The 26,416-nt window shown below is 64.6% G+C and carries 22 protein-coding genes; 10 read left to right on the forward strand and 12 right to left on the reverse strand.

Annotated elements, in window-relative coordinates; genetic code table 11:
• Window positions 1-29: 29 nt before the first annotated feature.
• Window positions 30-593, reverse strand: coding sequence for a carboxymuconolactone decarboxylase family protein (locus tag PI87_RS08465; RefSeq protein ID WP_039597266.1), 564 nt, complete (start codon window positions 591-593; stop codon window positions 30-32).
• 61 nt (window positions 594-654) lie between these two features.
• On the opposite strand from PI87_RS08465, the gene PI87_RS08470 reads away from it, so the two are divergent.
• The 4 genes from PI87_RS08470 (at window position 655) to PI87_RS08485 (ending at window position 3,976) form a co-directional block, all read left to right on the forward strand.
• Window positions 655-978 carry a winged helix-turn-helix transcriptional regulator gene (locus tag PI87_RS08470; RefSeq protein ID WP_039597267.1) on the forward strand — a complete coding sequence of 108 codons (324 nt, stop codon included), beginning with the start codon at window positions 655-657 and terminating at the stop codon, window positions 976-978.
• Between the two features lie 301 nt (window positions 979-1,279).
• Window positions 1,280-2,485: a homoserine O-succinyltransferase MetX gene (gene metX / locus PI87_RS08475; RefSeq protein ID WP_039597268.1), complete on the forward strand. Its 1,206-nt coding sequence runs from the start codon at window positions 1,280-1,282 to the stop codon at window positions 2,483-2,485.
• Window positions 2,482-3,126 carry a methionine biosynthesis protein MetW gene (gene metW / locus PI87_RS08480; RefSeq protein WP_039597269.1) on the forward strand — a complete coding sequence of 215 codons (645 nt, stop codon included), beginning with the start codon at window positions 2,482-2,484 and terminating at the stop codon, window positions 3,124-3,126. The genes metX and metW overlap by 4 nt, the downstream gene beginning before the upstream one ends.
• A gap of 103 nt (window positions 3,127-3,229) precedes the next feature.
• Complete coding sequence (locus PI87_RS08485) at window positions 3,230-3,976, forward strand: tetratricopeptide repeat protein (RefSeq protein ID WP_039597270.1); 747 nt, start codon at window positions 3,230-3,232, stop codon at window positions 3,974-3,976.
• A gap of 75 nt (window positions 3,977-4,051) precedes the next feature.
• Here the strand turns inward: PI87_RS08485 and PI87_RS08490 are convergent, their stop codons facing one another.
• Together PI87_RS08490 and PI87_RS08495 are read right to left on the reverse strand one after the other, a co-directional pair.
• Window positions 4,052-4,246: a YbdD/YjiX family protein gene (locus tag PI87_RS08490; RefSeq protein ID WP_039597271.1), complete on the reverse strand. Its 195-nt coding sequence runs from the start codon at window positions 4,244-4,246 to the stop codon at window positions 4,052-4,054.
• A 29-nt stretch (window positions 4,247-4,275) separates the two neighbouring features.
• Window positions 4,276-6,330 carry a carbon starvation CstA family protein gene (locus PI87_RS08495; RefSeq protein WP_039597272.1) on the reverse strand — a complete coding sequence of 685 codons (2,055 nt, stop codon included), beginning with the start codon at window positions 6,328-6,330 and terminating at the stop codon, window positions 4,276-4,278.
• Window positions 6,331-6,614: 284 nt separating this feature from the next.
• Between PI87_RS08495 and PI87_RS08500 the strand changes: the two genes are divergently transcribed.
• The 3 genes from PI87_RS08500 to otnI all read left to right on the forward strand — a co-directional run bounded on the left by PI87_RS08500 (window position 6,615) and on the right by otnI (window position 9,558).
• A complete protein-coding gene (locus PI87_RS08500) occupies window positions 6,615-8,057 on the forward strand; it encodes a cache domain-containing protein (RefSeq protein WP_039597383.1) in 1,443 nt (480 codons plus the stop codon).
• A complete protein-coding gene (locus tag PI87_RS08505; protein ID WP_039597273.1) occupies window positions 8,054-8,686 on the forward strand; it encodes a response regulator in 633 nt (210 codons plus the stop codon). The genes PI87_RS08500 and PI87_RS08505 overlap by 4 nt, the downstream gene beginning before the upstream one ends.
• 68 nt (window positions 8,687-8,754) lie before the next feature.
• Entirely contained in the window at window positions 8,755-9,558 is an 804-nt protein-coding gene (otnI, locus tag PI87_RS08510; protein WP_039597274.1) for a 2-oxo-tetronate isomerase, read from the forward strand.
• 53 nt (window positions 9,559-9,611) lie between these two features.
• On the opposite strand, the gene PI87_RS08515 is transcribed toward otnI, so the two are convergent.
• From PI87_RS08515 to PI87_RS08535, 5 genes are all read right to left on the reverse strand, one after another.
• Window positions 9,612-10,586 (reverse strand): hypothetical protein, encoded by a 975-nt coding sequence (locus tag PI87_RS08515; RefSeq protein WP_039597275.1) that lies wholly within the window; start codon window positions 10,584-10,586, stop codon window positions 9,612-9,614.
• Complete coding sequence (locus PI87_RS08520) at window positions 10,580-11,356, reverse strand: hypothetical protein (RefSeq protein WP_052321452.1); 777 nt, start codon at window positions 11,354-11,356, stop codon at window positions 10,580-10,582. The genes PI87_RS08515 and PI87_RS08520 overlap by 7 nt, the downstream gene beginning before the upstream one ends.
• A 328-nt stretch (window positions 11,357-11,684) precedes the next feature.
• Window positions 11,685-12,149, reverse strand: coding sequence for a DUF3617 domain-containing protein (locus tag PI87_RS08525; RefSeq protein ID WP_039597276.1), 465 nt, complete (start codon window positions 12,147-12,149; stop codon window positions 11,685-11,687).
• 72 nt (window positions 12,150-12,221) lie between these two features.
• Entirely contained in the window at window positions 12,222-13,052 is an 831-nt protein-coding gene (locus PI87_RS08530; RefSeq protein WP_039597277.1) for a winged helix-turn-helix domain-containing protein, read from the reverse strand.
• An 867-nt stretch (window positions 13,053-13,919) separates the two neighbouring features.
• Entirely contained in the window at window positions 13,920-15,788 is a 1,869-nt protein-coding gene (locus PI87_RS08535) for a phosphoenolpyruvate carboxykinase (GTP) (protein WP_039597278.1), read from the reverse strand.
• A gap of 435 nt (window positions 15,789-16,223) precedes the next feature.
• Here PI87_RS08535 and PI87_RS08540 point away from each other — a divergent pair, with 435 nt between their 5' ends.
• Window positions 16,224-17,252 (forward strand): D-2-hydroxyacid dehydrogenase family protein, encoded by a 1,029-nt coding sequence (locus tag PI87_RS08540; protein ID WP_039597279.1) that lies wholly within the window; start codon window positions 16,224-16,226, stop codon window positions 17,250-17,252.
• Window positions 17,253-17,277: 25 nt separating this feature from the next.
• Here the strand turns inward: PI87_RS08540 and PI87_RS08545 are convergent, their stop codons facing one another.
• From PI87_RS08545 to PI87_RS08560, 4 genes are all read right to left on the reverse strand, one after another.
• The gene (locus PI87_RS08545; protein ID WP_039597280.1) at window positions 17,278-18,168 is read right to left on the reverse strand and encodes a DODA-type extradiol aromatic ring-opening family dioxygenase; all 891 of its coding nucleotides are present in this window, start codon (window positions 18,166-18,168) and stop codon (window positions 17,278-17,280) included.
• 133 nt (window positions 18,169-18,301) lie between these two features.
• The gene (locus tag PI87_RS08550) at window positions 18,302-19,741 is read right to left on the reverse strand and encodes a dihydrolipoyl dehydrogenase family protein (RefSeq protein ID WP_039597385.1); all 1,440 of its coding nucleotides are present in this window, start codon (window positions 19,739-19,741) and stop codon (window positions 18,302-18,304) included.
• Window positions 19,742-19,846: 105 nt separating this feature from the next.
• Window positions 19,847-20,749, reverse strand: a complete 903-nt coding sequence (locus tag PI87_RS08555; RefSeq protein WP_039597281.1) for a patatin-like phospholipase family protein — start codon at window positions 20,747-20,749, stop codon at window positions 19,847-19,849.
• Window positions 20,746-21,417 (reverse strand): TetR family transcriptional regulator, encoded by a 672-nt coding sequence (locus PI87_RS08560; RefSeq protein ID WP_039597386.1) that lies wholly within the window; start codon window positions 21,415-21,417, stop codon window positions 20,746-20,748. Before PI87_RS08560 ends, PI87_RS08555 begins: the two co-directional genes overlap by 4 nt.
• A 572-nt stretch (window positions 21,418-21,989) precedes the next feature.
• On the opposite strand from PI87_RS08560, the gene PI87_RS08565 reads away from it, so the two are divergent.
• A complete protein-coding gene (locus tag PI87_RS08565; RefSeq protein WP_039597282.1) occupies window positions 21,990-23,246 on the forward strand; it encodes an efflux RND transporter periplasmic adaptor subunit in 1,257 nt (418 codons plus the stop codon).
• Between the two features lie 15 nt (window positions 23,247-23,261).
• Window positions 23,262-26,414, forward strand: coding sequence for an efflux RND transporter permease subunit (locus PI87_RS08570; protein WP_039597283.1), 3,153 nt, complete (start codon window positions 23,262-23,264; stop codon window positions 26,412-26,414).
• The last annotated feature ends 2 nt before the right edge of the window (window positions 26,415-26,416 follow it).

The raw sequence follows: 26,416 nt of genomic DNA on the forward strand, positions 1-26,416 counted from the left end.
CGACCGGACTTCGCCTGTACGGCGAGGCTTCAGGCCGGGGCGTTTTCCGTGGCGGGAAAGCGCCGCGCGAAACCTTCGAGCGGCAACCGCAGGGCATTGGTGAGATAGCTCACCGTGCGGTAGAAGCCCGCCAGCATCAGCAGTTCAAGGATGGCGTCGTCGCTGTAGAGCGCTTTCACGCGTGCCCACAGCGCGTCGTCGATATCGCAGGCCTCGTGCAGGGCATCGCAGAACTGCAGCAGTGTTGTCTCGTGCGGCTGCCAGCAGGTGTCGGTCGGATCGCCGTGCGCCAGTGAGTGGATCTGCGTCTCGGTCAGGCCGGCTGCGTCGCCAAAGATGGCGATATGCACGCCCCATTCGTACTCGGAGCCGCAGCGCGCCGTCGTGCGGTCGATCACGAGTTCGCGGTCCCGCAGGTTGAGGTGTCCTTTGTCCAGCAGACCGCCTGAGAAGAACTTGGCCGCCAGCCGTTCATCACGGGCCAATGTCGTGAACAGGGTCAACGGTGGTTGCCCACGCATGACCTGGTCAATGGTTTTCTGGATCGACAGAGCGAACGGGGGCGTTGCGGGGGCAATGCGGGCGGTTTCCATGCGGTCTCCTGCGCTATGATTTTCATAGTAAACGTAGGCAATTTGCTATGGAAAGTAAAGCATGAAGACGTCACTTCCCGGTCAATCCGTACGCGGCTCGAATTCCGGCCGCCCGATCATGGCGGCACTGGATCTGTTCGGCCGTCGCGGCACGCTGCGCATCATCTGGGAATTGCGCGCCGGCCCGCTGAACTTCCGTGCGTTGCAGGAGGCAGCCGACACCAATCCGGCGGTGCTCAACACGCGCCTCAAAGAGCTGCGCGCCGCCGGGCTGGTCGATCACGACGAGGGCGGATACCGCCTCACCGACCTATGCGTGGAGTTGCAGGCGCTGCTCATGCCGCTCAACGCCTGGGCCGAGCGTTGGGCGTCCACGCTGGGTTAGGACGCGGCCGGCTGATCGCCACGCTTTCGACAGTGCATAACGAGACGACGCAACAGCGCGGTCGCATCGTTCGGCGCTTGCTCTATAATCACCAATTCCTGACGCGCCGATTTGACGACTGGCTTGCGGGCGCGCGGGAGTCCTGGTTGCACGAATGTGGTTCGGGGCTCTCATTACAAATGCGGCTAAAGAGGTTCGGTCAGAACGCGGGGTAGGGAAAAGTCACCGCCCCACGTGCGCCACATGAGAACCCGATTGGTTGCGACATCAGCGTTGCCGGTCGGGTTTTTTCTTTGGTGCCATGACAGAATTCCAGGCGGTCCCCGCAGATGCTGCGGCAGTGACCGAGACACCTCCTCCAGCGGCACACAAGGGCAAACCAGCCAACGCCATCGGCCTGGTTGTGCCCGAGCGCATGCACTTTGCCGAGCCGCTGCCGCTGCGCAACGGCACGCAACTCGCCGGTTACGACCTGATGGTCGAGACCTACGGCACGCTCAACGCCGACCGCTCCAATGCCGTGCTCATCTGCCACGCGCTCAACGCGTCGCACCACGTGGCGGGCGTGCATGCGGAAGGCGAAGTCGGCTGGTGGGACAACATGGTCGGCCCCGGCAAGCCGGTGGATACCAACCGCTTCTTCGTCATCGGCGTGAACAATCTTGGCTCGTGCTTTGGCTCGACCGGCCCGATGAGCCCGCACCCGGAGACGGGCGCTCCGTACGGCGCGCGCTTCCCCGTGGTGACGGTGGAAGACTGGGTGAACGCCCAGGCACGCGTGGCCGATCGCTTCGGCATCCAGCAGTTCGCGGCGGTGATGGGCGGCAGCCTCGGCGGCATGCAGGCGCTGGCGTGGAGCCTGATGTATCCGGAGCGCGTGCGGCACTGCGTGGTGGTGGCATCCACCCCCAAGCTGTCGGCGCAGAACATCGCCTTCAATGAGGTGGCGCGCAGCGCGATCCTGTCGGACCCCGACTTCCACGGCGGCGATTACTACGCACACAACGTCAAGCCCAAGCGCGGCCTGCGCGTGGCACGCATGATCGGCCACATCACGTATCTGTCCGACGAGGACATGGCCTCCAAGTTCGGCCGCGAACTCAAGGCGGAAGACATCCGCTTCTCGTTCGACGTCGAGTTTCAGGTGGAGAGCTACCTGCGCTATCAGGGCGACAAGTTTGCCGAGTACTTTGACGCCAACACGTACCTGCTGATCACGCGCGCGCTCGACTACTTCGACCCCGCGCTGGCCTACGGCGGCAACCTGACGAAGGCCGTTGCGCACACGCAGGCCAGCTACCTTGTCGTCAGCTTCACGACCGACTGGCGCTTCGCCCCCGCGCGCAGCCGCGAGCTGGTCAAGGCGCTGCTCGACAACAAGCACCGCGTCACCTACGGCGAGATCGAGGCCCCGCACGGCCACGACGCCTTCCTCTTGGAAGACGCGCGCTACCACGCCCTGGTGCGCGCCTACTACGAACGCATCGCCCAGGAGATCGGCGCATGACCACCGAAACGTTGAATGCGCTGAACGCCGTTGCGCCCTCCGCTGTGCCGAACATCCTGGCTGACCGTGCGGACTTCCGTGCCATCGCCCGCTGGATCGAACCGAACTCCACGGTGCTCGACCTTGGCTGCGCGGACGGCAGCCTGCTGCGCGTGTTACAGGACGAGCTGGACGTGCAGGCCTACGGCATCGAGATTGACGACGCCGGTGTGCTGGCCACTGCCAAGAAGGGCGTGCAAGTGATTCAGCAGAACCTCGAAGGTGGCCTGGCACTGTTCGAAGACAAGAGCTTCGACACGGTCATCCTCTCGCAGACGCTGCAGACCATCCACAACACGGCGCAGGTGCTGCGCGAGATGCTGCGCGTGGGCCGCGAATGCATCGTGTCGTTCCCGAACTTCGGTTACTGGCCGCACCGGCTGTCGATCTTCCGCGGGCGCATGCCGGTGTCGGAATCGCTGCCGTATGAGTGGTACGACACGCCCAACGTGCGCGTGCTGACCATCCGCGACTTCGAGGCGCTGGCGCCCAAGGTGGGGCTGTTGATTCTCGATCGCGTTGTGCTGCACGAAGGCAGCGTGGTGCGTTGGGGCGCCAACTGGCGCGGCAGCGTGGCGGTGTACCGGGTGCGTGCAGCCTGATTGCCTTGGCATGCATGTGGGGTTTGGGTGTGGCGGTTTGAGCGCACCCACGCGCAGCAGGTTGGCGCGCTACACTGGGCCATCTTCCGATGAGGAGCGCGCGATGAGCAGACAGACCCGGCGCAGAGGTCCGCGCATGCTGCAGGCAGTCTTGGTGTTGGCGATGAGCGCGGCGATGCCGTTTGCGCTTGCCGCGACCTCACCAAAAGATGCGCAGGGCGACGCCGCTGCCCTCACCCAGATCGCCATCGCGCATTACGAGCAGAACGACTTCGGCCACGCCTTTGACGAATTTGCCGAGGCAGCGCAACGCGGCAACCGCCTCGCGCAATTCAACTACGCGATGATGCTGATGCGCGGCGAAGGCACCGTTGCCCGCCCCGAAGAAGCCGTCAAGTGGCTGCGCCGCGCTGCCGACAACCAGATGACCCACGCGCAGTTTGCCTACGGCGAGCTGTACGAGCGCGGCGAGCTGGTACCGCGCTCCCTGGAGGAGGCCAACAAGTGGTATGAGCGTGCCGCCACCGGCGGGCACGTCGAGGCGCAGCGTGCGCTGGCCACCAACTACTTCACTGGCCGTGGCGTGCCGCGCGATTACGGGCGTGCCTTCACCTGGTACAAGAAGGCCGCGGAGGGTGGCGATGCGCCGTCGCAATACATCGTGGGCAGCTACTACGAGCGCGGCGAGCCCGGTGTGGTGACGCAGGATATCGAGCGGGCCAAGAACTGGTACGGCAGGGCTGCTGCACAGGGCGACGTTGGTGCGTTGGCCAAGTTGCGCGAGCTGGTGGAGAAGACCTATCGGGCCAAGCACGGCGATCCGCCCACGGTGGCGCGTCCGTCCATGTAACGCAGACATGAAAAAAACCGCCGGGCATGGCTTCATGCACCGGCGGTTTGTTTTGCAGCGTTCGACTTGCCGTGGTCAACAGCAGCGGCCCACACGGCCCTTGTAGCGTGCGTCCTGGCGTTCGCGAAAGAATTCCTCGTACGTCATGGCGGGCTGGCCCGGATGGGTCTCCTGCATGTGACGCACGTAGGTGTCGTAGTCCGGCACGCCCACCATCAGGCGCATCGCCTGGCCGAGGTAGCGGCCGAGGGTTTCGATTTCTTCGCGCATGCAGGTTCTCCTTGGCCGGCCGCGGGTTCTCAGGCGCCCAGCGCTTCGTACGGTGTTTCGTTGACGGTCGGACGCGATTGCGTGCGCGCCTTGAACACCGTACGTACGCCGTACCAGGCAATGCTCACCACCACCAGCACGAACAGGCCGCACAGGAAGGCGTCGATGCGGTCGTTCAGCACGATCTGCTGCATCTGCGCCATCGACTTGGCCGGGGCCAGCAGCTTGCCCTCGGCAATCGCGCCAGCGTACTTGTTGGCGTGCGCCAGGAAGCCGATCTTCGGGTCCGGATCGAACAGCTTCTGCCAGCCGGCCGTGAGCGTGCAGATCAGCAGCCACGCGGTCGGCAGCAGCGTGACCCACACGTAACGATCACGCTTCATCTTGACCAGCACACAGGTGCCGAGCGTGAGCGCAATCGCGGCCAACATCTGGTTGGAGATGCCGAACAGCGGCCACAGCGTGTTGATGCCGCCCAGCGGATCGACCACGCCCTGATACAAGAAGTAGCCCCAGAGTGCGACGGTCGCGGCCGTGGCGATCAGGTTGGCAACGAGCGAGTCCGTGCGCTTGAGCGCCGGCACGAAGGTGCCCAGCAAGTCTTGCAGCATGAAGCGGCCGGCACGCGTGCCCGCATCCACGGCGGTGAGGATGAACAGCGCCTCGAACAGAATCGCAAAGTGGTACCAGAACGCCATCATGGTCTGGCCACCCACCACCTGGTGCAGGATGTGCGCCATGCCGACAGCCAGCGTCGGTGCGCCACCTGCACGGGCGAGGATGGTGTTCTCACCGACGTCCTTGGCGGTCTGGATCAGCACGTCCGGCGTGATGACGAAGCCCCAGGTGGACAGCGTCTGCGCCACCGCATCGGGCGTGGCACCCACGAGGGCCGCCGGGCTGTTCATCGCAAAGTACACGCCCGGGTTGATGACCGACGCGGCCACCAGCGCCATGATGGCGACGAACGATTCCATCAGCATCGCGCCGTAGCCGATGAAACGGGCCTGCGTTTCGTTCTCCAGCAGCTTGGGCGTGGTGCCCGACGAGATGAGCGAGTGGAAGCCCGACACCGCGCCGCACGCAATCGTGATGAACAGGAACGGGAACAGGTTGCCCGACCACACCGGGCCGCCGCCTGCCGCAAACTGCGTGAGCTGCGGCATCTGCATCTTCGGCGCGACGATCAGGATGCCGATGGCCAGCGCGATGATCGTGCCGATCTTCAGGAACGTCGACAGGTAGTCGCGCGGCGCCAGCAGTAGCCACACCGGCAGCACCGAGGCGACGAAGCCGTAGCCGATCAGCATCCATGTCAGCGCCTTGCCGTCGAACGTGAACAGCGGTGCGAGCGCGGCGTTCTCATGCACCGCCTGGCCGCCGATGATGGCGAGCATCAGCAGCACGAAGCCGATGATCGACACTTCGCCGATGCGGCCCGGGCGGATGTAGCGCACGTACACGCCCATGAACAGCGCGATGGGAATCGTCGCGGCTACCGTGAAGGTGCCCCACGGCGAGCCGACCAGCGCCTTGACCACGATCAGCGCCAGCACGGCCAGGATGATGATCATGATGAGGAAGGCGCCAAACAGCGCGATCACGCCGGGCACCGTGCCCATCTCGCTCTTCACCAGGTCACCCAGCGAGCGGCCGTCGCGGCGGCTGGAGATGAACAGCACGATGAAGTCCTGCACCGCGCCGGCAAACACCACGCCGGCCAGGATCCACAGCATGCCCGGCAGATAGCCCATCTGCGCGGCCAGCACGGGGCCCACCAGCGGGCCGGCACCGGCAATGGCCGCAAAGTGGTGGCCGAACAGCACGTACTTGTTGGTGGGGACGTAGTCGAGCCCGTCGTTATGACGCCAGGCGGGCGTCTTGCGGGTGCCGTCCAGGCCGAGCACCTTGTCGGCAATGAAGCGGCTGTAGTAGCGATACGCGATCAGGTAGATACACACGGCGGCCACCACCACCCAGAGCGCGCTGACTGCCTCGCCGCGCGCAAGCGCAACGGTGGCAAAAGCAGACGCGCCAAGAATGGCGACGACCAGCCAGATCAGGTGTTGCCTGATGAAGGGCATGTCGGTCTCCTCGAACTTGGTCGAAGTTATGAAGTGCGGGATGTGGGCTCATCCCTGCGGGTTGATCCTGCCGATCGAGTCATCGTCGGCAAGGTTTGCACGCAGTCCGTTGGCCGGATTGCAAGGCCGTGTAGTATTTGCCAGCCTCGGTGCCCGCCACAAGCGGAGGACTACGCAGCACCTGTCCGTAGTACTACGCAGGCGACGTGATTCCCAATCCCGGCTTATTCGATATCCAGCGCCCGAACCTTACGATGTTGCAATGCAAGGTGCCGCGCCCCGCCATGAAGCTCCGTCAGAAGATCCTGTTGCTCGCCGTTGCGCCGCTGACCATCGCCATGCTGGCGATCATGCTGACCGTGCGGCACCAGTCGATCGCGCTGGCGCAGCACGAGCGGCAACTGGTGGAATCCGCCTACCTGCAGGCCAAGGAGACCGAGCTGCGCGCCTACGTGAAGCTCGCGCAGAGCGCCATCGCACCGCTCGTCGCGTCTGGCCGCAATGACGAGGCCACGCGTGACGAAGCCATGCGCACCCTCGCCCGCCTCGACTTCGGAACCGACGGCTATTTCTTCCTCTACGACATGCGCGGGCGCAACCTTATGCATCCACGTCAGCCCGAGCTGGTCGGCCGTGACCTGTGGGACCTGACCGACGCCGGTGGCCAGCCCACCATCCAGAAACTGGTCGCCGCCGCGCAGAACGGCGGCGGCTTCGTGCGCTACATGTGGGACAAGCCTTCCACGCACCAGAGCGTGCCCAAGCTTGGTTATGTCGAGCCGATTCCGCAGTGGGGCTGGATGGTCGGCACCGGCCTGTACCTGGATGACATCGAACAGACCCTGCGCCAGATCGATCAGCGTGCGCAGACCAATATCGATCAGACGCTCGCGTGGGTGGTGGCCATCGCGGCGATCAGCATCCTGCTGGTGGCCGGCAGTGGCCTCGCGCTCAACGTGAGCGACCACCGCGAGGCGGACGCCAAGCTGCGCCAGCTCGCACAGCAGGTGGTGCGCTCGCAGGAAGATGAGCGGGCGCGTGTCTCGCGTGAGCTGCACGACGGCATCAGCCAGGTGCTGGTGTCGACCAAGCTGTTGCTGGAGACGGCGCACGGCCACCTGGAAGCGCAGCCTGCGAAAGCGGTTGCCACCGATAAGGCCGCCGGCATGTTGCGCCGCGCGCTCGATCGTCTGAATGGCGCATTGCGCGAGGTGCGGCGCGTGTCGCACAACCTGCGCCCTGCACTGCTCGATGACCTAGGTTTGGCCGCCGCGCTGGAGTTGCTCGTGCGCGAAACCCGCGAGGCGCATGAAGACCGCCAGCCGGGCTTTGCCATCGCGCTCGAACGCGTCGGGCCGGCCGTGCAGTTGCCGGATGCCTGCAACACGGCGCTGTTCCGCATTGCGCAGGAGGCCATCGCCAACGTCGAGCGCCACGCCACGCATGCCACGCGCATCGGCGTGCTGCTGGAGAACGACATCGATGCCGTGCGTCTGTCCATCCGCAACAACGGCCCGGGCTTCGACGTCGAGTCCGTACAGGTGGACCCGGACCACGGCATCGGCCTGCGCAACATGCGCGAGCGAATGGCCGCGCTGGGGGGCACCTGTACCATTGTTTCCGACGTCCACGGCACGGAAGTCTGCGCTGTGTTGCCGCACATCGTCATCGCTCAACTGGCCTCTGCGACTTCGGCCGCTTCCACCGCATCACCCACATCCGCATGAACACGCCCGTCAAATTGCTCCTCGTCGACGATCACCCGCTGGTGCGCGATGGTGTGCGCGTGCGGCTGGAGGCCGTGCCGCATTTCGAAGTGGTGGGCGAAGCCGGCGACGCCGCCGCCGCGCTTGAAGCTGCGCGCACGCTGTCGCCGGACCTGGCGTTGATGGACATCGGCATGCGTGGCATGAACGGCATTGCGCTCACCGAAAAGTTTGCCGAGCAGTTTCCGGAGATTGCCGTGCTGGTGCTGTCGATGCACGACAACCTGGAGTACGTGCGCCAGGTGATCCGCGCCGGTGCGCGTGGCTACGTGCTCAAAGATGCGCCCGCGAGTGAGTTGGTGGAGGCCATCGACGCGGTGCTCGCTGGCCGCGCTTTCTACAGCGCACAACTGGCGATGCGCATGGCCGAGCAGGCCATCATGCCCACGCCCGTGGAGGTGCTCACACCGCGCGAGCGCGACATCCTCGACGGCATTGCCAAGGGTTATGCCAACAAGCGCATCGCTGATGAACTGGGGCTCTCGGTGCGCACGGTGGAGTCGCATCGCCTGAACCTCAAGCGCAAGCTCGGCATCGAGGGCCAGGCGGAGTTGGTGAAATTTGCTGTGGAGCTGGGTAAGGGGCGCTAAAGCGCCGAAAGGCGCTGTCGCAATCCGCCCAACCCTCCGCCATCGTCGATCGTCTTTCGAGATTTGCCATGCCACGCTTTGCTGCCAATCTGTCCATGATGTATCAGGAACACGCGTTCCTTGACCGCTTTGCCGCTGCGGCAAAGGACGGCTTTGAGGGCGTGGAGTTTCTCTTTCCCTATGACTTTGACAAGGCGGACATCCGTGCCCGCCTGGACGAAGCGGGCCTCACGCAAGCCCTGTTCAACGCACCGCCCGGCGACTGGGCCGGCGGCGAGCGCGGCACGGCTTCATTGCCCGGGCGCGAAGACGAGTTCAAGCGCGGCATTGCGGCGGCGCTGGAGTATGCGCAGGTGCTGGGCAACACGCGCCTGCACGTGATGGCAGGTTTGTTGCCCGCTGGTGCCGACCGCGCACGCCATCACGCCACCTACGTGAGCAACGTCGCCTACGCTGCGCGCGAGGCTACCGGCGCGGGCATCACCATCGTGCTTGAGCCGATCAACACGCGCGACATGCCGGGTTTCTTCCTCACGCATCAGGCGCAGGCGCATGCGGTGTGCAAGGAGGTTGGCGCCCCCAACCTGAAGGTGCAGTTCGACCTGTACCACGCGCAGATCATGGAGGGTGACCTGTCGGTCAAGCTCAAGCAGTACGTGGCTGATGTCGGCCACGTGCAGATTGCCGGCGTGCCCGATCGCCATGAGCCCGATGAAGGCGAGCTGAACTACCCGCACCTCTTCGCGTTGCTGGATGCACTTGGTTACGACGGCTGGGTCGGCTGCGAGTACCGGCCGCGCGCCGGCACCAGCGAAGGGCTGGGCTGGCTCAGGCGTTGGCGCGAGAGCCAGCGCGCAGCATCAGGCAACTAACCGGTGCAACAACGACAAGGACAAGGCCCACGCAAACGCGTGGGCCTTGTTGTTCACGACGCGCTCGGCACCAGTGCGACGCCACGCAGAACCTGCCCATACGGCGCAGTCTGCGTCACGCTGAAGCCGCTGCCGGCCGCCTGCACGGTTGAGCCGCTCACCGTCACCGTGATCTTGACGAGCTGGTTCGAGTCGGCCCCCGCATCGAAGCTTGCGCCCAGGCTGTTGCCGATCGTCGAGGTGGTGGCGTACAGCGTGAACGAGCCGTCTGCGTTGACCTGGCCGGCGATGTTGCGCAGCCCATCGGGCATGGTGGTGTAGGCGGCGCCCGCGGTGCCATACACGCCCGTGGTATCGGTGACCGTGTACGCGGTGCCGAGGTTCAAGCCGGCCGTCAGGTGTGCGATCGGATTCCACGTGCCGGCCTGGTTCTGGTAGACCCAGAGGCCGCCGCTGCCGATCTTCGCGTCGGCCGTGACGGCATCGCCTTCATCGGCCACGAACATGATGGACGGATTGGATGCCGGGATCCACATGCCGAACGGATACATCGTGCCGGTCACCTGGCTGGCCGACGTGAGGGTGGTCGGCAGGTTGGCCGCCAGCGTGGTGGGGAACCCCGGCACGATCTTGATCGCAGCGTTCTGCGGGAGTGTGCCGTTGTTGGCCAGTGCACCCGTCGCACCCACCTGGTAGACCGTGTTCACGCCGTTGCCGCCGCTGCCCTTGGACACGTACATCGTGCCGTCGGGGCCGACGTACAGGCCACGCAGGTTGACGTCCTTGCCGGTCTTGTCCGCGGCCGTTGCCGGAGTCGTCTGCAGGTTGGCGATGGAGAAGCCGAACTGGTCGCCCGTTGCGCTGCCACCGGAAATCGTGCCCATGCTTGCCAGCGAGCAGGCGGTGCCCGCCGGGGCCGGGGTGTAGGTGCCCGTGCCCGAGCCCGATTGGAAGGCGCCAATGACCTGCGTGAAGGCGCAGCTGCTGCCCGGCGCGATGCTTTGCACGCCGGTGGCGGTGGTCAGCATGTCCAGTTGCGCGGTCGTCGGCTTGGGGTTTTGCCCGAGTTGCCGGCGTTTCCAACCATGTAGTACAAGCCGCCCGCGAGAATGGCAGCGCGGCCGTTGTTGCCCGGGTAGGCATTCGTGTGGGTGAACGAGAGCTTGCCGGTCGCAAAGTCGAGCTGCGCGACGGAGCGATAGGTCGGTGTTGCGATATCCGTGTTGGTGGTGTCCACCACACCCGGCGTATTGGAGTTCGATATGTCGATCTGGTTGGGCGTCGTGTTGTAGCCCATGAAGGTCACCGACTGCTTGTTGAGCGAGACATTCATGCCCAGCTCAGACTTGGAGGCGAAGCTGGTCGCAAAGGCTTCCGGCGTTGCCAGCGCCGCAGCAGCGGCAGTGATATTCACCGTCTGGGATGCGCTGGTTGCCGCCGGCGACCACTGGTCCAGATAGACCTTGGAGGTGACGCCGAAATTGCCGTCGTTGGCGTCGTTGGTGAAGACGTTAGGGAACGTGCCCGGCGCCACCGCAGTCACCGGCGCCGCGTTGGTGGTGGTCGGGGTGGCGTTGTAGGGGAGCTGGCCACTGACGGTGAACGACGCGTCGTAGGCCGAGCGCGAAACCAACAGCGTGCCCGCCGTGTAGGCACTGCTGGTGGGGGCTGGCGAACCGCTCGTCGTGCTGCTCGAGGTCGAGCTGGATGAATCGCTGCCACCGCACGCGGCGAGCAGGCTTGCTGCAGCAACCGCGGTCAGGCCGAGCCGAACGCGGTGAGTCGGATAAGAGGACATATCGTTTTTGGTTGATTGGGTCGATCTTGACTTCGCTTCACTACGTGCTGCGTGCGCAAGCTGATCCGCTGCGCCGCCCGCTGGTGGGGCGGGGGAATCTTGATTTTGCTTTTTGACGAATGCGTTAAATGGAAAGCTGGAAAATTACAGATTATTTCGCTGCGTCCAGCTCCCATCAGGCTTTGCGGGCGATTCAACGAGAGGACTAATCCGCATGACCTAGCGCGCCGGCGGCCGTGAGGCGTTGGCGCAGGTCGCGAGCGGTACAAAGAAGAACGGCCGGAACTGCGTGCGCAGTCCGGCCGTTTTGTCTGGTGGGGGTGTCAGCCTATGACTTGCACGCACCCATGTAGCGCCCCTGGTAACGGAAGCCGATGTTCATCGGTCCGAGCTGCGGATGCTGTGAGCGCCCCGTGCCGGAGATGTCGTAGCGGTCGGCGCTGAGCGGACCACTGCCTTCCAGCGTACCTGCGCCGCCGCGTGCGCTGTCACTGCATGACACCGTGACCTTGAGCGTGCCGCCTGCGTAGTCCCAGCGGCTCAGCTTGCAGCCGGGCATGTCCTTGAGCATGTTGCGCTCCATCAAAGTGCGAACGTCGCCGGCGTCTTTGCTTGCCAGGCATCCCTTGCTGACGATGGTGGAGATCTGGCGGCCACGCTCATCCGGCAGCACAAGCGGCTTACCGTTGACGGTGTAGCTGGTCTTGTCTTCCCACAGCCCCGGCTTTACTTCTTGTGCATGGGCGCCGATGGCCAGGCCGGCCAGCAATGCTCCACTCAACCACGATTTCATGCGTGCTCTCCCCGCGTTGATATGAAAACGGCGCTCTTGGGCGCCGTTTCGTTTGATGCGTTTGGGTCTTCGTCAGACGGTCATCTGTATCGCCGCGGGACGTAGCGGCGTGCGTGCAAACGGAGTCTCGACCAGCGGCTCGGGCTTGCGCGAGGTGACCATGTTCAGGCGATCGCTGATCGGCTCGGCAGCCTGAGCGGCACCACCGCCCACCACCAGGCGATAGCCGCCACCGCGCACGGTCTGGATCAGGCCGTCGCACGGCGTGCCGGCCAGCGCCACACGCAGCTTGCGCACGTGCACGTCGACGGTCCGTTCACCCACGAAGACGTGGTTGCCCCACACGCGGTCGAGCAGTTGCGTGCGTGAGTGCACGCGTTGCGGATGCGCAACCAGGAAGTGCAGCAGGCGGAATTCCAGCGGGCTGAGTGCGATGGCGCGCGGGCCGGTTTCGGTGTGCGCAGTCACGCCCAGCGTGAGCGGGTCGAGGCGCAGGCCGTTGACCTGCAGGATCTCATCGCCTTGCTGCGGTGCGCGTCGGCGTAGCACGGCACGGATGCGGGCATGCAGCTCGCCGGTGTCGCACGGCTTGACGACGTAGTCGTCGGCACCGGCATCCAGCGCTGCGATCTTGGCGCGCGCGTCGCCATGACGCGACAACACGATGACCGGCAGGCCGCGCGTGTGCGTGTTGGCGCGCAGCGCCAGCAGCATGTCGATCGACTCACGCTCGGGCCACGTCCACTCCATCACGAGCAAATCCGGTGTGGAAGCCTGGATTGCGGCTTGCGCCTGCGCTGGGCTGTCGACGCGCAGGACATGATGTCCGCCGTCGCGCAGGGAAAATGACAAACGTTCGCCCTCTGCCTGGTCCTGTTCGACCAGCACGATCTGAGTACCCACTTGTAAAACCTCCCGTCTAACCAGCCGACACACTCCGGCGAGCAGCCTTGCGGCTGCGCTCTGCTGTCTGCGGTGCGCGTTGTTATCAAACCCATGCATGCGTTGCGCGTCTGCCTGCAGGTCGTTCTTGCCGGGCACCATTTGCCGGGGGCCACTAGGTGTGTGGGCCTGGCGCGCGATCGTCGTGTGCTGCTATCCCGTTGACGGTCGGTGGCGGAGCCTCCTGGATGTTCCAGGGTGGTTTGGAAAAGGCGTCACAAGCCCATCGGCCCCTGCGCTGCGTGCCGCACAGTGCAATCGTTTGCACAGCGTGCGTCATCGTTCACGCGAAAACCGAACCGGCGCCCCCCCGAGCGCCGGGAGGATGGAGGGGTACCCCCATCCGCACATGGCATTGGCCTGCCGTCCTTTTCTGATTCCTTTTGTCTGGATACCCCTCTCCGGCTCAGTGAAGAAGGATCCCGTTTTGCCGGATTATAAGAATCTCGCGGGAATTCGTCACGCACCATTTTTAAAAGTCGTTAATTTTTTAGGGGCGGTACATTTCGTACGACATTGATTGACACGGACTCTTCACAAAGCTATGCGGGGCAAGGGTCTTGGGGCGTGTCATGCTTGCAAAGATTCAAGATTCGCATAAATGCATAGTGATTATGTTTTGATTGGCATAACGTGCGTCAGCCTGTGCTTGACGGTATTTTTTACAACAGGATTCAATTAAGTTGAAATCAAGTGATCTGTTTTATTGAAGGGGGTAAATCGCTTAATTTAAACCTTTAGGATTACTGCTCATTGCTTGAGCAAGCGATGGCAGCGGGCACAAAAAAGCCCGCACGAGGCGGGCTTCTTGGCGAGCGGTCAAGCGCGTCAGCCTTGCAGGCGACCCTCCAGGCGCGCCTTGGCTTCCGGCAGCGCCTGTGGCAGGTGGTTCGCCAGTTGCGTGAACAGCTCGTCGTGCAGCGCCAGCTCCTGCTTCCAGGCGGCAGCGTCGAGCGAGATCACCTTGGCAAACTGCTCGGCCGTGAAGTCCAGGCCTTCCCAGCTCAGCTCTTCATAGCGCGGCGACACGCCGAATACGTGCTCATCGCCCTGTGCCTGGCCTTCGATACGGTCGATCATCCACTTCAGCACGCGCATGTTCTCGCCAAAGCCCGGCCACACGAACTTGCCGTTCTCGTCTTTGCGGAACCAGTTCACGCAGAAGATTTTCGGCAGCGTGGCGCCGCTCTTGGCGAGCTGGTCGCCCAGCTTGAGCCAGTGCGCGAAGTAGTCGGCCATGTTGTAGCCGCAGAACGGCAGCATGGCGAACGGGTCGCGGCGCACGATGCCTTGCTGGCCGGCGGCGGCGGCGGTGGTTTCCGAGCCCATCGTGGCGGCCATGTACACGCCTTCGGTCCAGTCGCGCGCTTCGGTCACCAGCGGCACGGTGGTCGAGCGGCGACCGCCGAAGATGAACGCATCAATGGGTACGCCAGCCGGGTTGTCCCACTGCGGATCGATCGACGGGCACTGTGCAGCCGGTGCCGTGAAACGCGCGTTCGGGTGTGCAGCCTTGCGGCCGGTTTCCTTGGCGCTCGCGGGCGTCCAGTCCTGGCCTTGCCAGTCGATCAGGTGCGCGGGCGGCGTGTCGGTCATGCCCTCCCACCACACGTCGCCGTCGTCCGTCAGCGCCACGTTGGTGAAGATGACGTTTTCCTTGAGCGTGGCCATCGCGTTGAAGTTGGTCTTCTCGCTGGTGCCCGGGGCCACGCCAAAGTAGCCGGCTTCCGGGTTGATGGCGTACAGGCGGGTCTGGCCGTCGGCGTCCTGGCGGGGTTTGATCCAGGCGATGTCGTCGCCGATGGTCGTCACCTTCCAGCCGTTGAAGCCGGCCGGCGGAATCAACATCGCAAAGTTGGTCTTGCCGCAGGCCGACGGGAAGGCGGCCGCCACGTGATACGTCTGACCTTCCGGCGAGGTCACGCCCAGGATCAGCATATGCTCAGCCAGCCAGCCCTGGTCGCGGCCCATGGTGGAAGCGATGCGCAGTGCGAAGCACTTCTTGCCCAGCAGCGCGTTGCCGCCGTAGCCTGAGCCGAACGACCAGATCTCGCGCGATTCCGGGAAGTGCACGATGTACTTGGTCGGGTTGCACGGCCACGGCACGTCTTTCTCGCCGGCGGCCAGCGGCTTGCCGACGGTGTGCACGCACGGCACGAAATCGCCGTTGGTGCCCAGCACGTCATACACGGCGCGGCCCATGCGGGTCATGATGCGCATGTTGACGGCCACATACGGGCTGTCCGACAGTTCCACGCCAATGTGCGCGATCGGCGAGCCCAGCGGGCCCATCGAGAACGGCACCACATACAGCGTGCGGCCGCGCATGCTGCCGTCAAACAGGCCATTCAGCGTCTGGCGCATCTCGGCTGGCGCCGTCCAGTTGTTGGTGGGGCCGGCGTCTTCCTTTTTCTGCGAGCAGATGAAGGTGCGGTCTTCCACGCGCGCCACGTCCGACGGGTCCGACAGCGCCAGGTACGAATTCTTGCGCTTGGCCGGGTTGAGCTGCTTCATCGTGCCGGCGGCCACCATCTCGGCGCACAGGCGGTCGTATTCCTCTTGCGAACCGTCGCACCAGACAATGCGCTCCGGCTTGGTGAGCGCGGCGATTTCGCCCACCCACGCGATCAGTCGTGCGTGTTTGACGTAGTCAGGCACGTTCAATGCGGGCACGCCCTGCATCACGGGTTGATTCATGACCAAAACTCCAATGGAAGTGAAAAAGAAAGCGGTGGCAGATCAGCACGGCAGTCTCGGCCGGGGCACCCAGTGGCGGGGTGGAAAGCGATCGACGGCGCATCCTGAGCGGGCCGGATCAGCGATTTCCAGAGGGAGGGGTGACGCAGGCGGAGGGACAGTGGCCGTGCTGATTTCACATTCAGTTACAAAGCGGTTCGCTACCGGAAGATGGGTTTTTCCGGGCGGCGGGGGCCGCGTGCGCTAAAGTGGCGGGACCGAGGTCAATAGACCCTAGAACAAGGACTCGTCACCAGCGGGGCTGCGCAAATTGCGTGCCCGCGGCGGGCAATTCCAAACGTCGACACGGATTGTCGTGCGACGAGGGATGGGAAGAATACCACCGCGAGGGATCGCTGTTTTTTGCTGCGCACCATTGTTCGAAGTGAGATGTCGATGAAGATTGCCGTACTGGACGACTACCAAGACGCTGTTCGCAAGCTGGATTGCTTCAGCCTGATGCAGGACCACGAAGTCAAAGTGTTCAACAACACCGTCAAAGGCGTGGGGCAATTGGCCGCACGCGTGGCGGACGTTGAAGCCATTGTGCTGATCCGGGAGCGCACGCGCGTGACGCGTCAGTTGCTCGATCGCCTGCCCAAACTCAAGATCATCAGCCAGACCGGGCGCGTATCGCGCGATACCGGTAGCCATATCGATCTGGACGCTTGTACAGACAAGGGCGTGGTGGTGCTGGAGGGCAAGGGCTCGCCGGTGGCGCCGGCCGAGTTGACCTGGGCGCTGGTGATGGCCGCGCAGCGCCGCATTCCGCAGTACGTGGCGAGCCTCAAGCACGGCGCGTGGCAGCAGTCGGGGCTCAAATCCACGACGATGCCGCCGAACTTCGGCATCGGCCGTGTGCTGAAGGGCCAGACGCTCGGCATTTTTGGTTACGGCAAGATCGGCCAGCTCGTGGCGAGCTACGGCCGTGCCTTTGGCATGAACGTGCTGGTGTGGGGCCGGGAAGGCTCGCAGGAACGCGCCCGCGCTGACGGCTTTGGCGTGGCGGAATCGAAAGAGGCGCTGTTCGAGCAGTCCGACGTGCTGTCCGTCCACTTGCGCCTGAACGACGAAACGCGCGGCATCGTGACGGTGGGCGATCTCACGCGCATGAAGCCGACTGCGCTATTCGTCAACACCAGCCGCGCCGAGCTGGTGGAAGAAAACGGCCTGGTGACCTCGCTCAACCGCGGGCGCCCGGGCATGGCTGCCATCGACGTGTTTGAAACAGAACCCATCCTGCAGGGCCACACCCTGCTGCGCATGGAGAACTGCATCTGCACACCGCACATTGGCTATGTGGAACGCGACAGCTACGAGATGTACTTCCGTGTCGCGTTCCAGAACATCCTCGATGTCCTGCAGGGCAACGTTGACAGCGTGGTCAACCCGACCGCACTGGCACCGGCGCTGATCCGCGCCTGACGCCCAGTCTCCAGCCTTTAGCCGATCAAGCCGCAGCGCGAAGCTGCGGCTGATTGGCGCCTGCGCCGTCAAAGCGGAAGCTGTCCATCGCCAGCGAGCCGTAGGTGACCGTGTCGATCACGTGCTGAGCCTGCACGCCGCCCGGCGTGGCTTGGTTCGGCTGGCCCATCGCGGCGCCCAGTGCCACGTACAGCGGCATCAGGTGCTCGTCGGTCGGGTGGGCGTGGGCGGCTTGCGGGGCTTGCGCGCGGTAGTCGCAGAAGGTGGCGAAATCGCCGCTGCGGATGCCTTCGGTCATGGCCTCCATCATCCATTCGCGGAATGTGTTCACCCACGGCTCCACCGGCACGCCATGTTGTGCCGTGCCGGGGCCGCGCATCAGCGCGCGCAGGTTGTGCGTGAAGCTGCCGGAGCCGATGATCAGCACGCCCTCGTCGCGCAGCGGCGCGAGCGTGCGGCCCATCGCCATCTGGCACGCGGGCGACAGGCCCGGCATCAACGACACCTGTACCACGGGGATCTTCGCCTCGGGAAACATCAGCATCAGCGGCACCCAGGCGCCGTGGTCCAGCGGCTGGCGCGGGTCGAGCACGGTTGATGCCTGCTCTTCCAGGCCCGGGACGATGTTGCCGTCGATCAGCGCGCGGATGCGCTCGGCCAGGTCCGGTGCGCCCGGCGGCGCATATTCCAGCGCATAGAGCTGCGGCGGAAAACCACCGAAGTCGTGCCACGCCTCTTGCTGGGCGCGGGCGGTGACGGCCGGGCGACGCGTCATCCAGTGCGGCGAGACCACGACGATGGCGCGGGGCGCAAGCGCAGTCATCTCTTGCCCAAGTGCGACGAGGGATTGGCCGACAGGGCCCGGATCGGCCGCCAGCATCGGCGACCCATGAGACAGATAGAGCACGGGAAGCATGTCAAATTTCCTGAAGAATATGACTGCCATTCTGCGCCTCCCTCACGCATGGAACGTGCATGGATTTGGAGGCAGGGATCAGGAAAGTTGAACAAGTGCGCTCAAGCGCTCAGCCGCTCAACCATGCGGGTGCTCAGAAACTGAGCAGCTCCTCTGCCACGGTCGGGTGTAGGCCCACCGTGGTGCGCAGATGCTTGAGCCGCACGCCCATGCGCACTGCCACGGCCAGCGCCTGAATGATCTCCGGCGCCGCGTTGTCGACGATATGCGCGCCAAGCACGCGCCCGCTGCGCGCGTTGCACACCAGCTTGATCAGCGATTCCATGCCGGTGCCGGCAAAGCGCTGTTCGAGCGAAACAAAGCGGCGGACCACCACGTCGATGCGGTCGGCGGCGGCGCGCTTGTCGCCGTCGGTTTCGAGTTTGGTCCCGCGTTTGCCCAACTCGGGCCAGCGGGTGCGTGCGTCAGCTTCGGTCAGACCCACGGTGGCGATGGCTGGATCGCAGAACACTGCCGTCGGCACGGCATTCATATCGGGCAGCTTGGTGCCCTTGCCGAACAGGCGTTCGGCCACGTAGTGCCCTTGTGCCGTGGCCACGGGTGTGAGTTGCTGTGCGCTGCTGACATCGCCCACGGCATGCACGCCGCGTGCGCGGGTGCGGAAGTGGCGGTCCACGGCGATGCCACCGCGCCCATCCAGCGAGACGCCCGCCGCGTCGAGCCCGAGCCCTGCGGTGGTCGGCGCGCGGCCGATGGCGGCCAGCACGCGTTGGGCGCGCAGCACGCGTGGGATGTCATCGTTGGCGCCGCTTACGTAAACGGCCACGCCACCGCCGTTGACAGCATCGCGCTCCACGCGCACCACGTCGGCGTTCGGGACCAGGTCAACGCCGCTGCGGGTCAGGGCCTGTGTTGTGGCTTCGGACACGGCGACATCGAACTCAGCCAGCACACGCGCCTCGCGCACCAGCAGCGTCACGCGTACACCAAAGCGCGCAAGCATCGATGCCAATTCCACAGCAACCACGCCGCCGCCCACGATGATGAGCGAGGCGGGCAGCGTGTCCCAGCCAAAGACGTCGTCGGAGCTGCAGGCGAGTTCAGCGCCGGGCACCGGCAGCGGCACGGGCTGCGCGCCGGTGGCCAGCACGACCTGCCGCGCACGCAGCGTGGTCTTACCGGTGTCGCTTTGCAGCCGGACGATGCCGCGCCCGCGCAGCGAGGCCATCCCGGTCAGCCATTGCACGCCGGCATCGAGCAGGTGCGCGTGGTAGACCTCGTTCAGGCGCGCCACTTCGGCGCGGGTGCGGGCGATGGCTTCGGCCCAGGCGTCGGCGGCATGCACGGTGTGGATCGCGCGCAGGCAACGCGCCACCGTCTGCGACCATGCGGCACCGTAGCCGAGCAGCTTCTTGGGCACACAGCCGCGGTTGACGCAGGTGCCGCCCACCTGCGCGCGGTCGATGATCAGCGTGCGTGCACCCAACTGCGCTGCACGGCGCGCGGCCGCCAACCCGGCCGAGCCGGCGCCGATCACGATCAAGTCAAAGGAAGCTGCGGATTTTGCGGGCATGGCGGTGTCCGTCGAAAAAGCATCGGCCGGACGGCCATGGCGGCACGCCGGCGGGCGTGCCGTGTGCAGCAAACGGCGCGCCCGCCGCTTGCCGGACGACGATGGCTACGCAGCCACCGGTTCGGCGAACCCGCGTGGAAGTTCGCGCAGGAAGGTTTCGCCGTCATGACGGCCGAGCGCATAGGCGTCGCGCATGGCGCCCGGGCGGGTGTAATCCCAACTGGAGATCGGCACCTTGCGCGAGGGCTGCACGTAGAAACGGCGCTGAACGTCACCCGTGCCACCGGCCACCGGCACATCCAGGCGGAAAAACGTCGGGCGCGGGTACAGGCGCGTCACCAGCACCAGCGCGTCGCCCGGGGTCGGGTCCAGCGCGTGCACCGGCACGTTGTCGACCATGCCGCCGTCGAGCACCGGCCGCCCCGAGCGCCGCAGCACCGGCGTGAACGGCGGGGTCGACGCCGACTGCAACAGCAGGTCGGCCAGCTCTTCTGGCGAGGCGCAATCCTGCGCGCGCACGAACTCGGGCGTGAAGCCCAGGCGTCGGCCCAGCGTCGGGTGCAGCGTTTTGCGGACGTGCTTTTCGATGTTGTACGCAATCAGTCCGGCTGCCACGGCGGTGCGTGCGCCCATCCAGCGCGGGATATGTGCCACGCCGATGCGGATGTCCGGCGCCTGCGCGAGCCGCGCGAAACGGCCCTCGCCGAACACGGTCAGCAGCGCCGTGCGGTACATGCCGTAGTGCGGGAACACGCGCTCGCCACGCAGCAGGTTGCCCCAATGGGCGTTGCGCTTGTTGTGGCGCAGGGCCTCGCCGTAATAGTCCATCAGTTCGGCGGAGTTCCATGCGTGCAGCATGCATGCCGTCGACGCGCCGGCCGAGATGCCGGTGATTACACGCGGCGCCAAGCCCAGTTCGGGCTGGACGACATCCCACCAGCCGGCCTGCCACCAGCAGCGGTTGCCGCCGCCGGCAAACACCATCTGATCGAAGACGGGCGCGTTCATGTGGAGGCCTCGGTACGGGCGGAGGCCATAGCCGGTTGCGCCAGGCGCAGCGCGGGCGAGTATTTCAGGGTGTCGATGCAGGCATCCATGAGGCGCTCGCGCTTGCTGGCGAGGGCAGAGGCATCCGGATAGAACAGGAAGTCGCCCATGATGCCGTTGAACGATGCATGGAATTGCGCCACTGCCAGGGGGATGTCGAGATCGGCCGGCAACTGCCCGCGCCGTGTTGCCTGCTCGATGATGCTGGACAGCCGCGCCATGCCTTCTTCAAAGGATTCTTGCTGGCGCTTGAGGATCGGGCTCGTGTCTTCCACGAACTCGCACTTGTTGAACATGATCTCGAAGACTTTGCGCCAGTGCGCGTCTTCCACCAACTGGCGCAGCAGGAAGTTGCCCACCGTGCGTAGCTCGCCCAGCGGGTCGTTAGCCTCCACGCCCGGCGGCGAGCACATCGTCTCCATTGGTAGCTTCACGCGCTCGCACATGGCGGCGAACACGTCGGCCTTGTTGCGAAAATGCCAGTAGATGGCGCCGCGCGTCACGCCCGCGGCCTGTGCGATATCCGATAGCGACGTGCGCGCAACGCCACGTGCATAAAACACGTCTTCTGCCGCATCCAGGATGCGGTTGCGTGTTTCCAGTGCTTCTTCCTTGGTTCGTCTGACCATGATCTTCCAGAGGAACGCCAGCTCACCCTGCCGACGTTCTTTCGATTCGCTTTTGTGCATCGCACAAAATCTCACAACGCATTGTTTCACAATGCACAACGCTGCACCCTGCGCTTCGGGTGGCATGATTTGCGATGGGCCTTGGCAGGCCACATGCTCCTGCAACCCCGCACCGTTCCGCCATTGCAACGAATTCAGCAAAAGTTGCAACAATAGCCCTGTTTTGCCGATGGGTCCTGCTTACATACATGCGTGAACGTATCTATAATAGCGCGCACTTCGCCTCTTGCACATCGCAACATGCGCCATGCCGGCTTGGTCAGTTCCACAGCCCGGGCGCCTTGTGACTAGGTGAGGCACTGCAGCAAATCGCGCTCGTTCTCACGTCATTGAGTCCGTTTTGTTGCGACTTCGTCGCAAAAGCCGTATCGCATGCCATCGGATGCGGCTAGGATCGTGCGTTTCAATTGTGTTTATTGGTTTCGCTGACGGCTAGCCGGCATCGCACTCGTTTGCGTGGCGCTCGGTATGGCATCCGCCGGCACACCGCTTATCGCCACATGGGGTCATCTATGACGAACACCCGCCGTTATCACCAACTCGCTGCTGCCGCATTCATGGTGGTGGCGCTTGCAGCCTGCGGCAACAAGCAGGCACAAGGGCCGGGCGGCGCCGGCATGCCTCCGACCGAAGTCGGCATTGTGACCGTGCAGCCGCATACCGTTGGCCTGACCAGCGAGTTGCCGGGCCGTCTGGAAGCCACGCGTGTGGCCCAGGTGCGCGCACGGGTCGCGGGCATTGTGCTCAAGCGTTCGTACGCTGAAGGCAGCGACGTCAAGGCTGGCCAGCAACTGTTCCAGATCGACCCGGCGCAGTACCAGGCCTCGCTCGATAGCGCCAAGGCGCAACTGGCGCGTTCCGAAGCTACGCAAACGCAGGCGCAGAACAAGGCGGAGCGTTACAAGCCGCTGGTCGCCACCAACGCCATCAGCAAGCAGGACTACGACGACGCGACGGCCGCTGCCAAGCAGGCCACCGCTGACGTAGCTGCCGCGCGCGCTGCCGTGGAAACCGCCAAGCTGAACCTCGGTTACGCCAGCGTCACTTCCCCGATCGCCGGTCGTGCCGGTCTGGCGCAGATCACCGAAGGCGCACTGGTGGGCCAGGGTGAGGCAACGCTGTTGGCCACCGTGCAGCAGATCGACCCGATCTACCTGACCTTCACGCAGTCGAGCACCGAAGTGCTGCGCCTGCAGGAAGCGCTCAAGGCCGGCAAGCTGGCCAAGTCGGGCGACAACGCCGCCAAGGTCACGCTGGTGACCGAAGACGGCCGTGCCTATGCGCAACCGGGCAAGCTGTATTTCTCTGACCTGACGGTGGACCCGGCCACGGGCACCATCACGCTGCGCGCGATTGTTCCGAACGCCGACCGCACGCTGCTGCCGGGCATGTACGTGCGTGCGCGCCTGGAGCAGGCTGTGGACGAGCAGGCCATCACGGTGCCGCAGCAAGCGGTGTCGCGTAACCCGGACGGCGCCTCGGTCATGGTGGTCGATGAGAAGGGCATGGCAGCTGTGCGCCAAGTTCAGGCGGATCGTTCGATCGGTACCGAGTGGATCGTCTCCAACGGTCTGAAGGCGGGCGACAAGGTGATCGTTGACGGTCTGCAGAAGGTCCATCCGGGCGCACCGGTCAAGGCCGTGCCGTGGCAGCCGGGTGCAGCGCCGGGCCAAGCCAAGCCGGCGCAGGGTGGTGCTGGTGCGGCCCCCGCAGCCAGCGCCGCTGCAGCAAGTGCACCCGCTGCCAGCACTCCGGCAGCCAAGCAGTAAACAAGGAGCCATCGCATGGCAAAGTTTTTTATCGATCGCCCAGTCTTTGCCTGGGTGCTCGCGCTGTTCATCATTCTGGCTGGGGCGATCTCGATCACCCAACTGCCGATCTCGCAGTACCCGACCATCGCGCCGCCGTCCATCATCATCACGGCAACGTATCCGGGCGCCAATGCGAAGACGCTGGACGAATCCGTCACCAGCATCATCGAGCAGGAAATGAACGGTGCGGACGGCCTGCTCTATATGGAGTCGGTCAGCCAGGGCGGTAACGGCCAGGCAACCATCACCGTGACGTTCAAGGCCGGTACTGACCCGGCACTGGCGCAGGTGGACGTGCAGAACCGCCTGAAGCGCGTGGAAGCGCGTCTGCCCTCGCAGGTGACGCAGCAGGGCGTGCAGGTCGACAAGGCCCGCTCGAACTTCCTGCTGTTCGCCACGCTGGCGTCGACCGACGGCAAGATGGACCCGGTGGCGCTGGGCGACTACATCTCGCGCAACGTGCTGAACGAAATCAAGCGCGTGCCGGGTGTCGGTCAGGCCATCCTGTTCGGTACGGAACGCGCCATGCGCGTCTGGATCGACCCGGCCAAGCTGGTCGGCTACAAGCTGACCCCGACGGACGTCTATAACGCCATTCGCAACCAGAACGCGCTGGTCTCGGCCGGTACGATCGGCGATCTGCCGTCTGTCTCCGACCAGCCGCTCGCGGCAACGGTCGTGGTAGAAGGCCAGCTTACGACCACCGAGCAATTCGGCAACATCGTGCTGGTGGCCAAGCCGGACGGTTCGCTGGTCCGCGTGAAGGATGTGGCGCGCCTGGAGCTGGGCGGCCAGACCTACTCGACGTCTGCGCGGATCAACGGCCAGCCGATTTCGGCCATTGGTGTGCAGCTCTCCCCCACGGGTAACGCGCTGGGCACGGCCAAGGCGGTGAAGGCCAAGTTGGAAGAGCTGTCGAAGTACTTCCCGGCCGGCGTGGAATACAAGGTGCCGTACGACACCTCGAAGTTCGTCCAGATCTCGATCGAAGAAGTGGTCAAGACGCTGTTCGAGGCCATGGTGCTGGTGTTCCTGGTGATGCTGCTGTTCCTGCAGAACATCCGCTACACGCTGGTGCCGTCGATCGTGGTGCCGATCTCGCTCTTGGGCGCGTTTGCCGTCATGAACGCGATGGGCTTCTCGATCAACGTGCTGACCATGTTCGGCCTGGTGCTGGCGATCGGTATTCTGGTTGACGATGCCATCGTGGTGGTGGAAAACGTCGAGCGGATCATGGCCGAAGAAGGCCTGCCCCCGCGCGAGGCCACCCGCAAGGCCATGGGCCAGATCACGGGCGCCATCATCGGTATTACGCTGGTGCTGATGGCCGTGTTCATCCCGATGGCGTTCTTCTCGGGCTCGGTGGGTGCGATCTATCGCCAGTTCTCGCTGTCGATGGTGTCGTCGATCTTCTTCTCGGCACTCATGGCGCTGACGCTCACGCCGGCACTGTGCTCGACGCTGCTCAAGCCGATCGAGAAGGGTTCGCACCACGAGAAGAAAGGCTTCTTCGGCTGGTTCAACCGCATGTTCTCGAGCACCACGAACCACTATCAAAGCTTCGTGGAGCGCATGCTGAAGAAGACCTTCCGCTACATGGTCATCTACGGTGTGCTGATCGCCGCAGTGGTGTTGCTGTTCCTGCGCCTGCCGTCTTCGTTCCTGCCGACCGAAGACCAGGGCTACATCGTGACCAACATCCAGTTGCCGCCGGGTGCATCGGCCAACCGCACGTTGGAAGTGATCAAGCAGGTCGAGAACTACTACAAGCACGAAAAGGCCGTTGAGAACATCGTGGCCGTGCAGGGCTTCAGCTTCTCGGGTAACGGCCCGAACGCCGGTATCGTCTTCACCCCGTTCAAGGACTGGAGCGAGCGTAAGGGCAAGGATCAAACCGCTGATGCTGTGGCCGGCCGCGCCTTCGGTGCGCTGTTCGGTGGCATTCGCGATGCGATCGTGTTCCCGCTGAACCCGCCGCCGATTCCGGAGCTGGGCAACGCCACCGGCTTTACCTTCCGCCTGCAGGATCGTGCTGGCCTGGGGCATGACGCCCTGATCGCGGCCCGCAATCAACTGATGGGGATGGCGGCGCAAAGCAAGATCATTACGGGCATGCGCCCGGAAGGTCTGGAGGATTCGCCGCAGTACCAGGTGGATATCGACCGCGAGAAGGCCAACGCGCTGGGTGTGCAGTTCACCGACATCAACGCCGTGCTGTCGACGGCGCTGGGTTCGGCGTACGCCAACGACTTCCCGAACTACGGTCGTCAGCAGCGTGTGATCGTGCAAGCGGACAAGATCAACCGCATGCAGCCCGAAGACATCATGAACCTGTACGTGCGTAACGGTCAGGGCAACATGGTGCCGATGTCGACGTTTGCGAAGGGCCACTGGATCGTCGGTCCGGTGCAGCTCGTGCGCTACAACGGCTATCCGGCTGTCCGCCTTTCGGGCGCAGCCGCGCCGGGTGCCAGTTCGGGTGACGCCATGGCCGAGATGGAACGCTTGGCCGCCAAGCTGCCGGCTGGTATCGGCTACGAGTGGACGGGCCAGTCGCTGCAGGAAAAGGCCTCCGGCTCGCAAGCGCCTGCGCTGTATGCGCTGTCGCTGCTGGCGGTGTTCCTGGTGCTGGCTGCGCTGTATGAAAGCTGGTCGATCCCGGCGGCGGTGATTCTGGTGGTGCCGCTGGGCGTGCTCGGCGCGCTGTTGGGTGTGACGCTGCGCGCCATGCCCGATGACGTGTACTTCAAGGTCGGCCTGATTGCGGTGGTGGGCTTGTCCGCCAAGAACGCGATTCTGATCATCGAGTTTGCGAAGGACTTGCAGGCGCAAGGCAAGGGCCTCATCGAGGCCACGCTGGAAGCCGTGCACCTGCGGTTCCGCCCGATCATCATGACGTCGTTCGCCTTCATCCTGGGCGTGCTGCCGCTGGCGATTGCCACCGGCGCGAGCTCCGCCAGCCAACGCGCCATCGGTACCGGCGTGATGGGCGGGATGATTACCGCGACGGTGCTGGCCGTGGTGCTGGTGCCTGTGTTCTTCGTGGTGGTCCGCCGCATCTTCAAGGGCAGCGAGCGTCAACGCCGCCTGGATGCCGCGCACCGTCCGCTGGACGAGGAAATCTGAAC

The sequence above is a fragment of the Ralstonia sp. A12 genome (assembly GCF_000801955.1).
Taxonomy (GTDB): Bacteria; Pseudomonadota; Gammaproteobacteria; order Burkholderiales; family Burkholderiaceae; genus Ralstonia.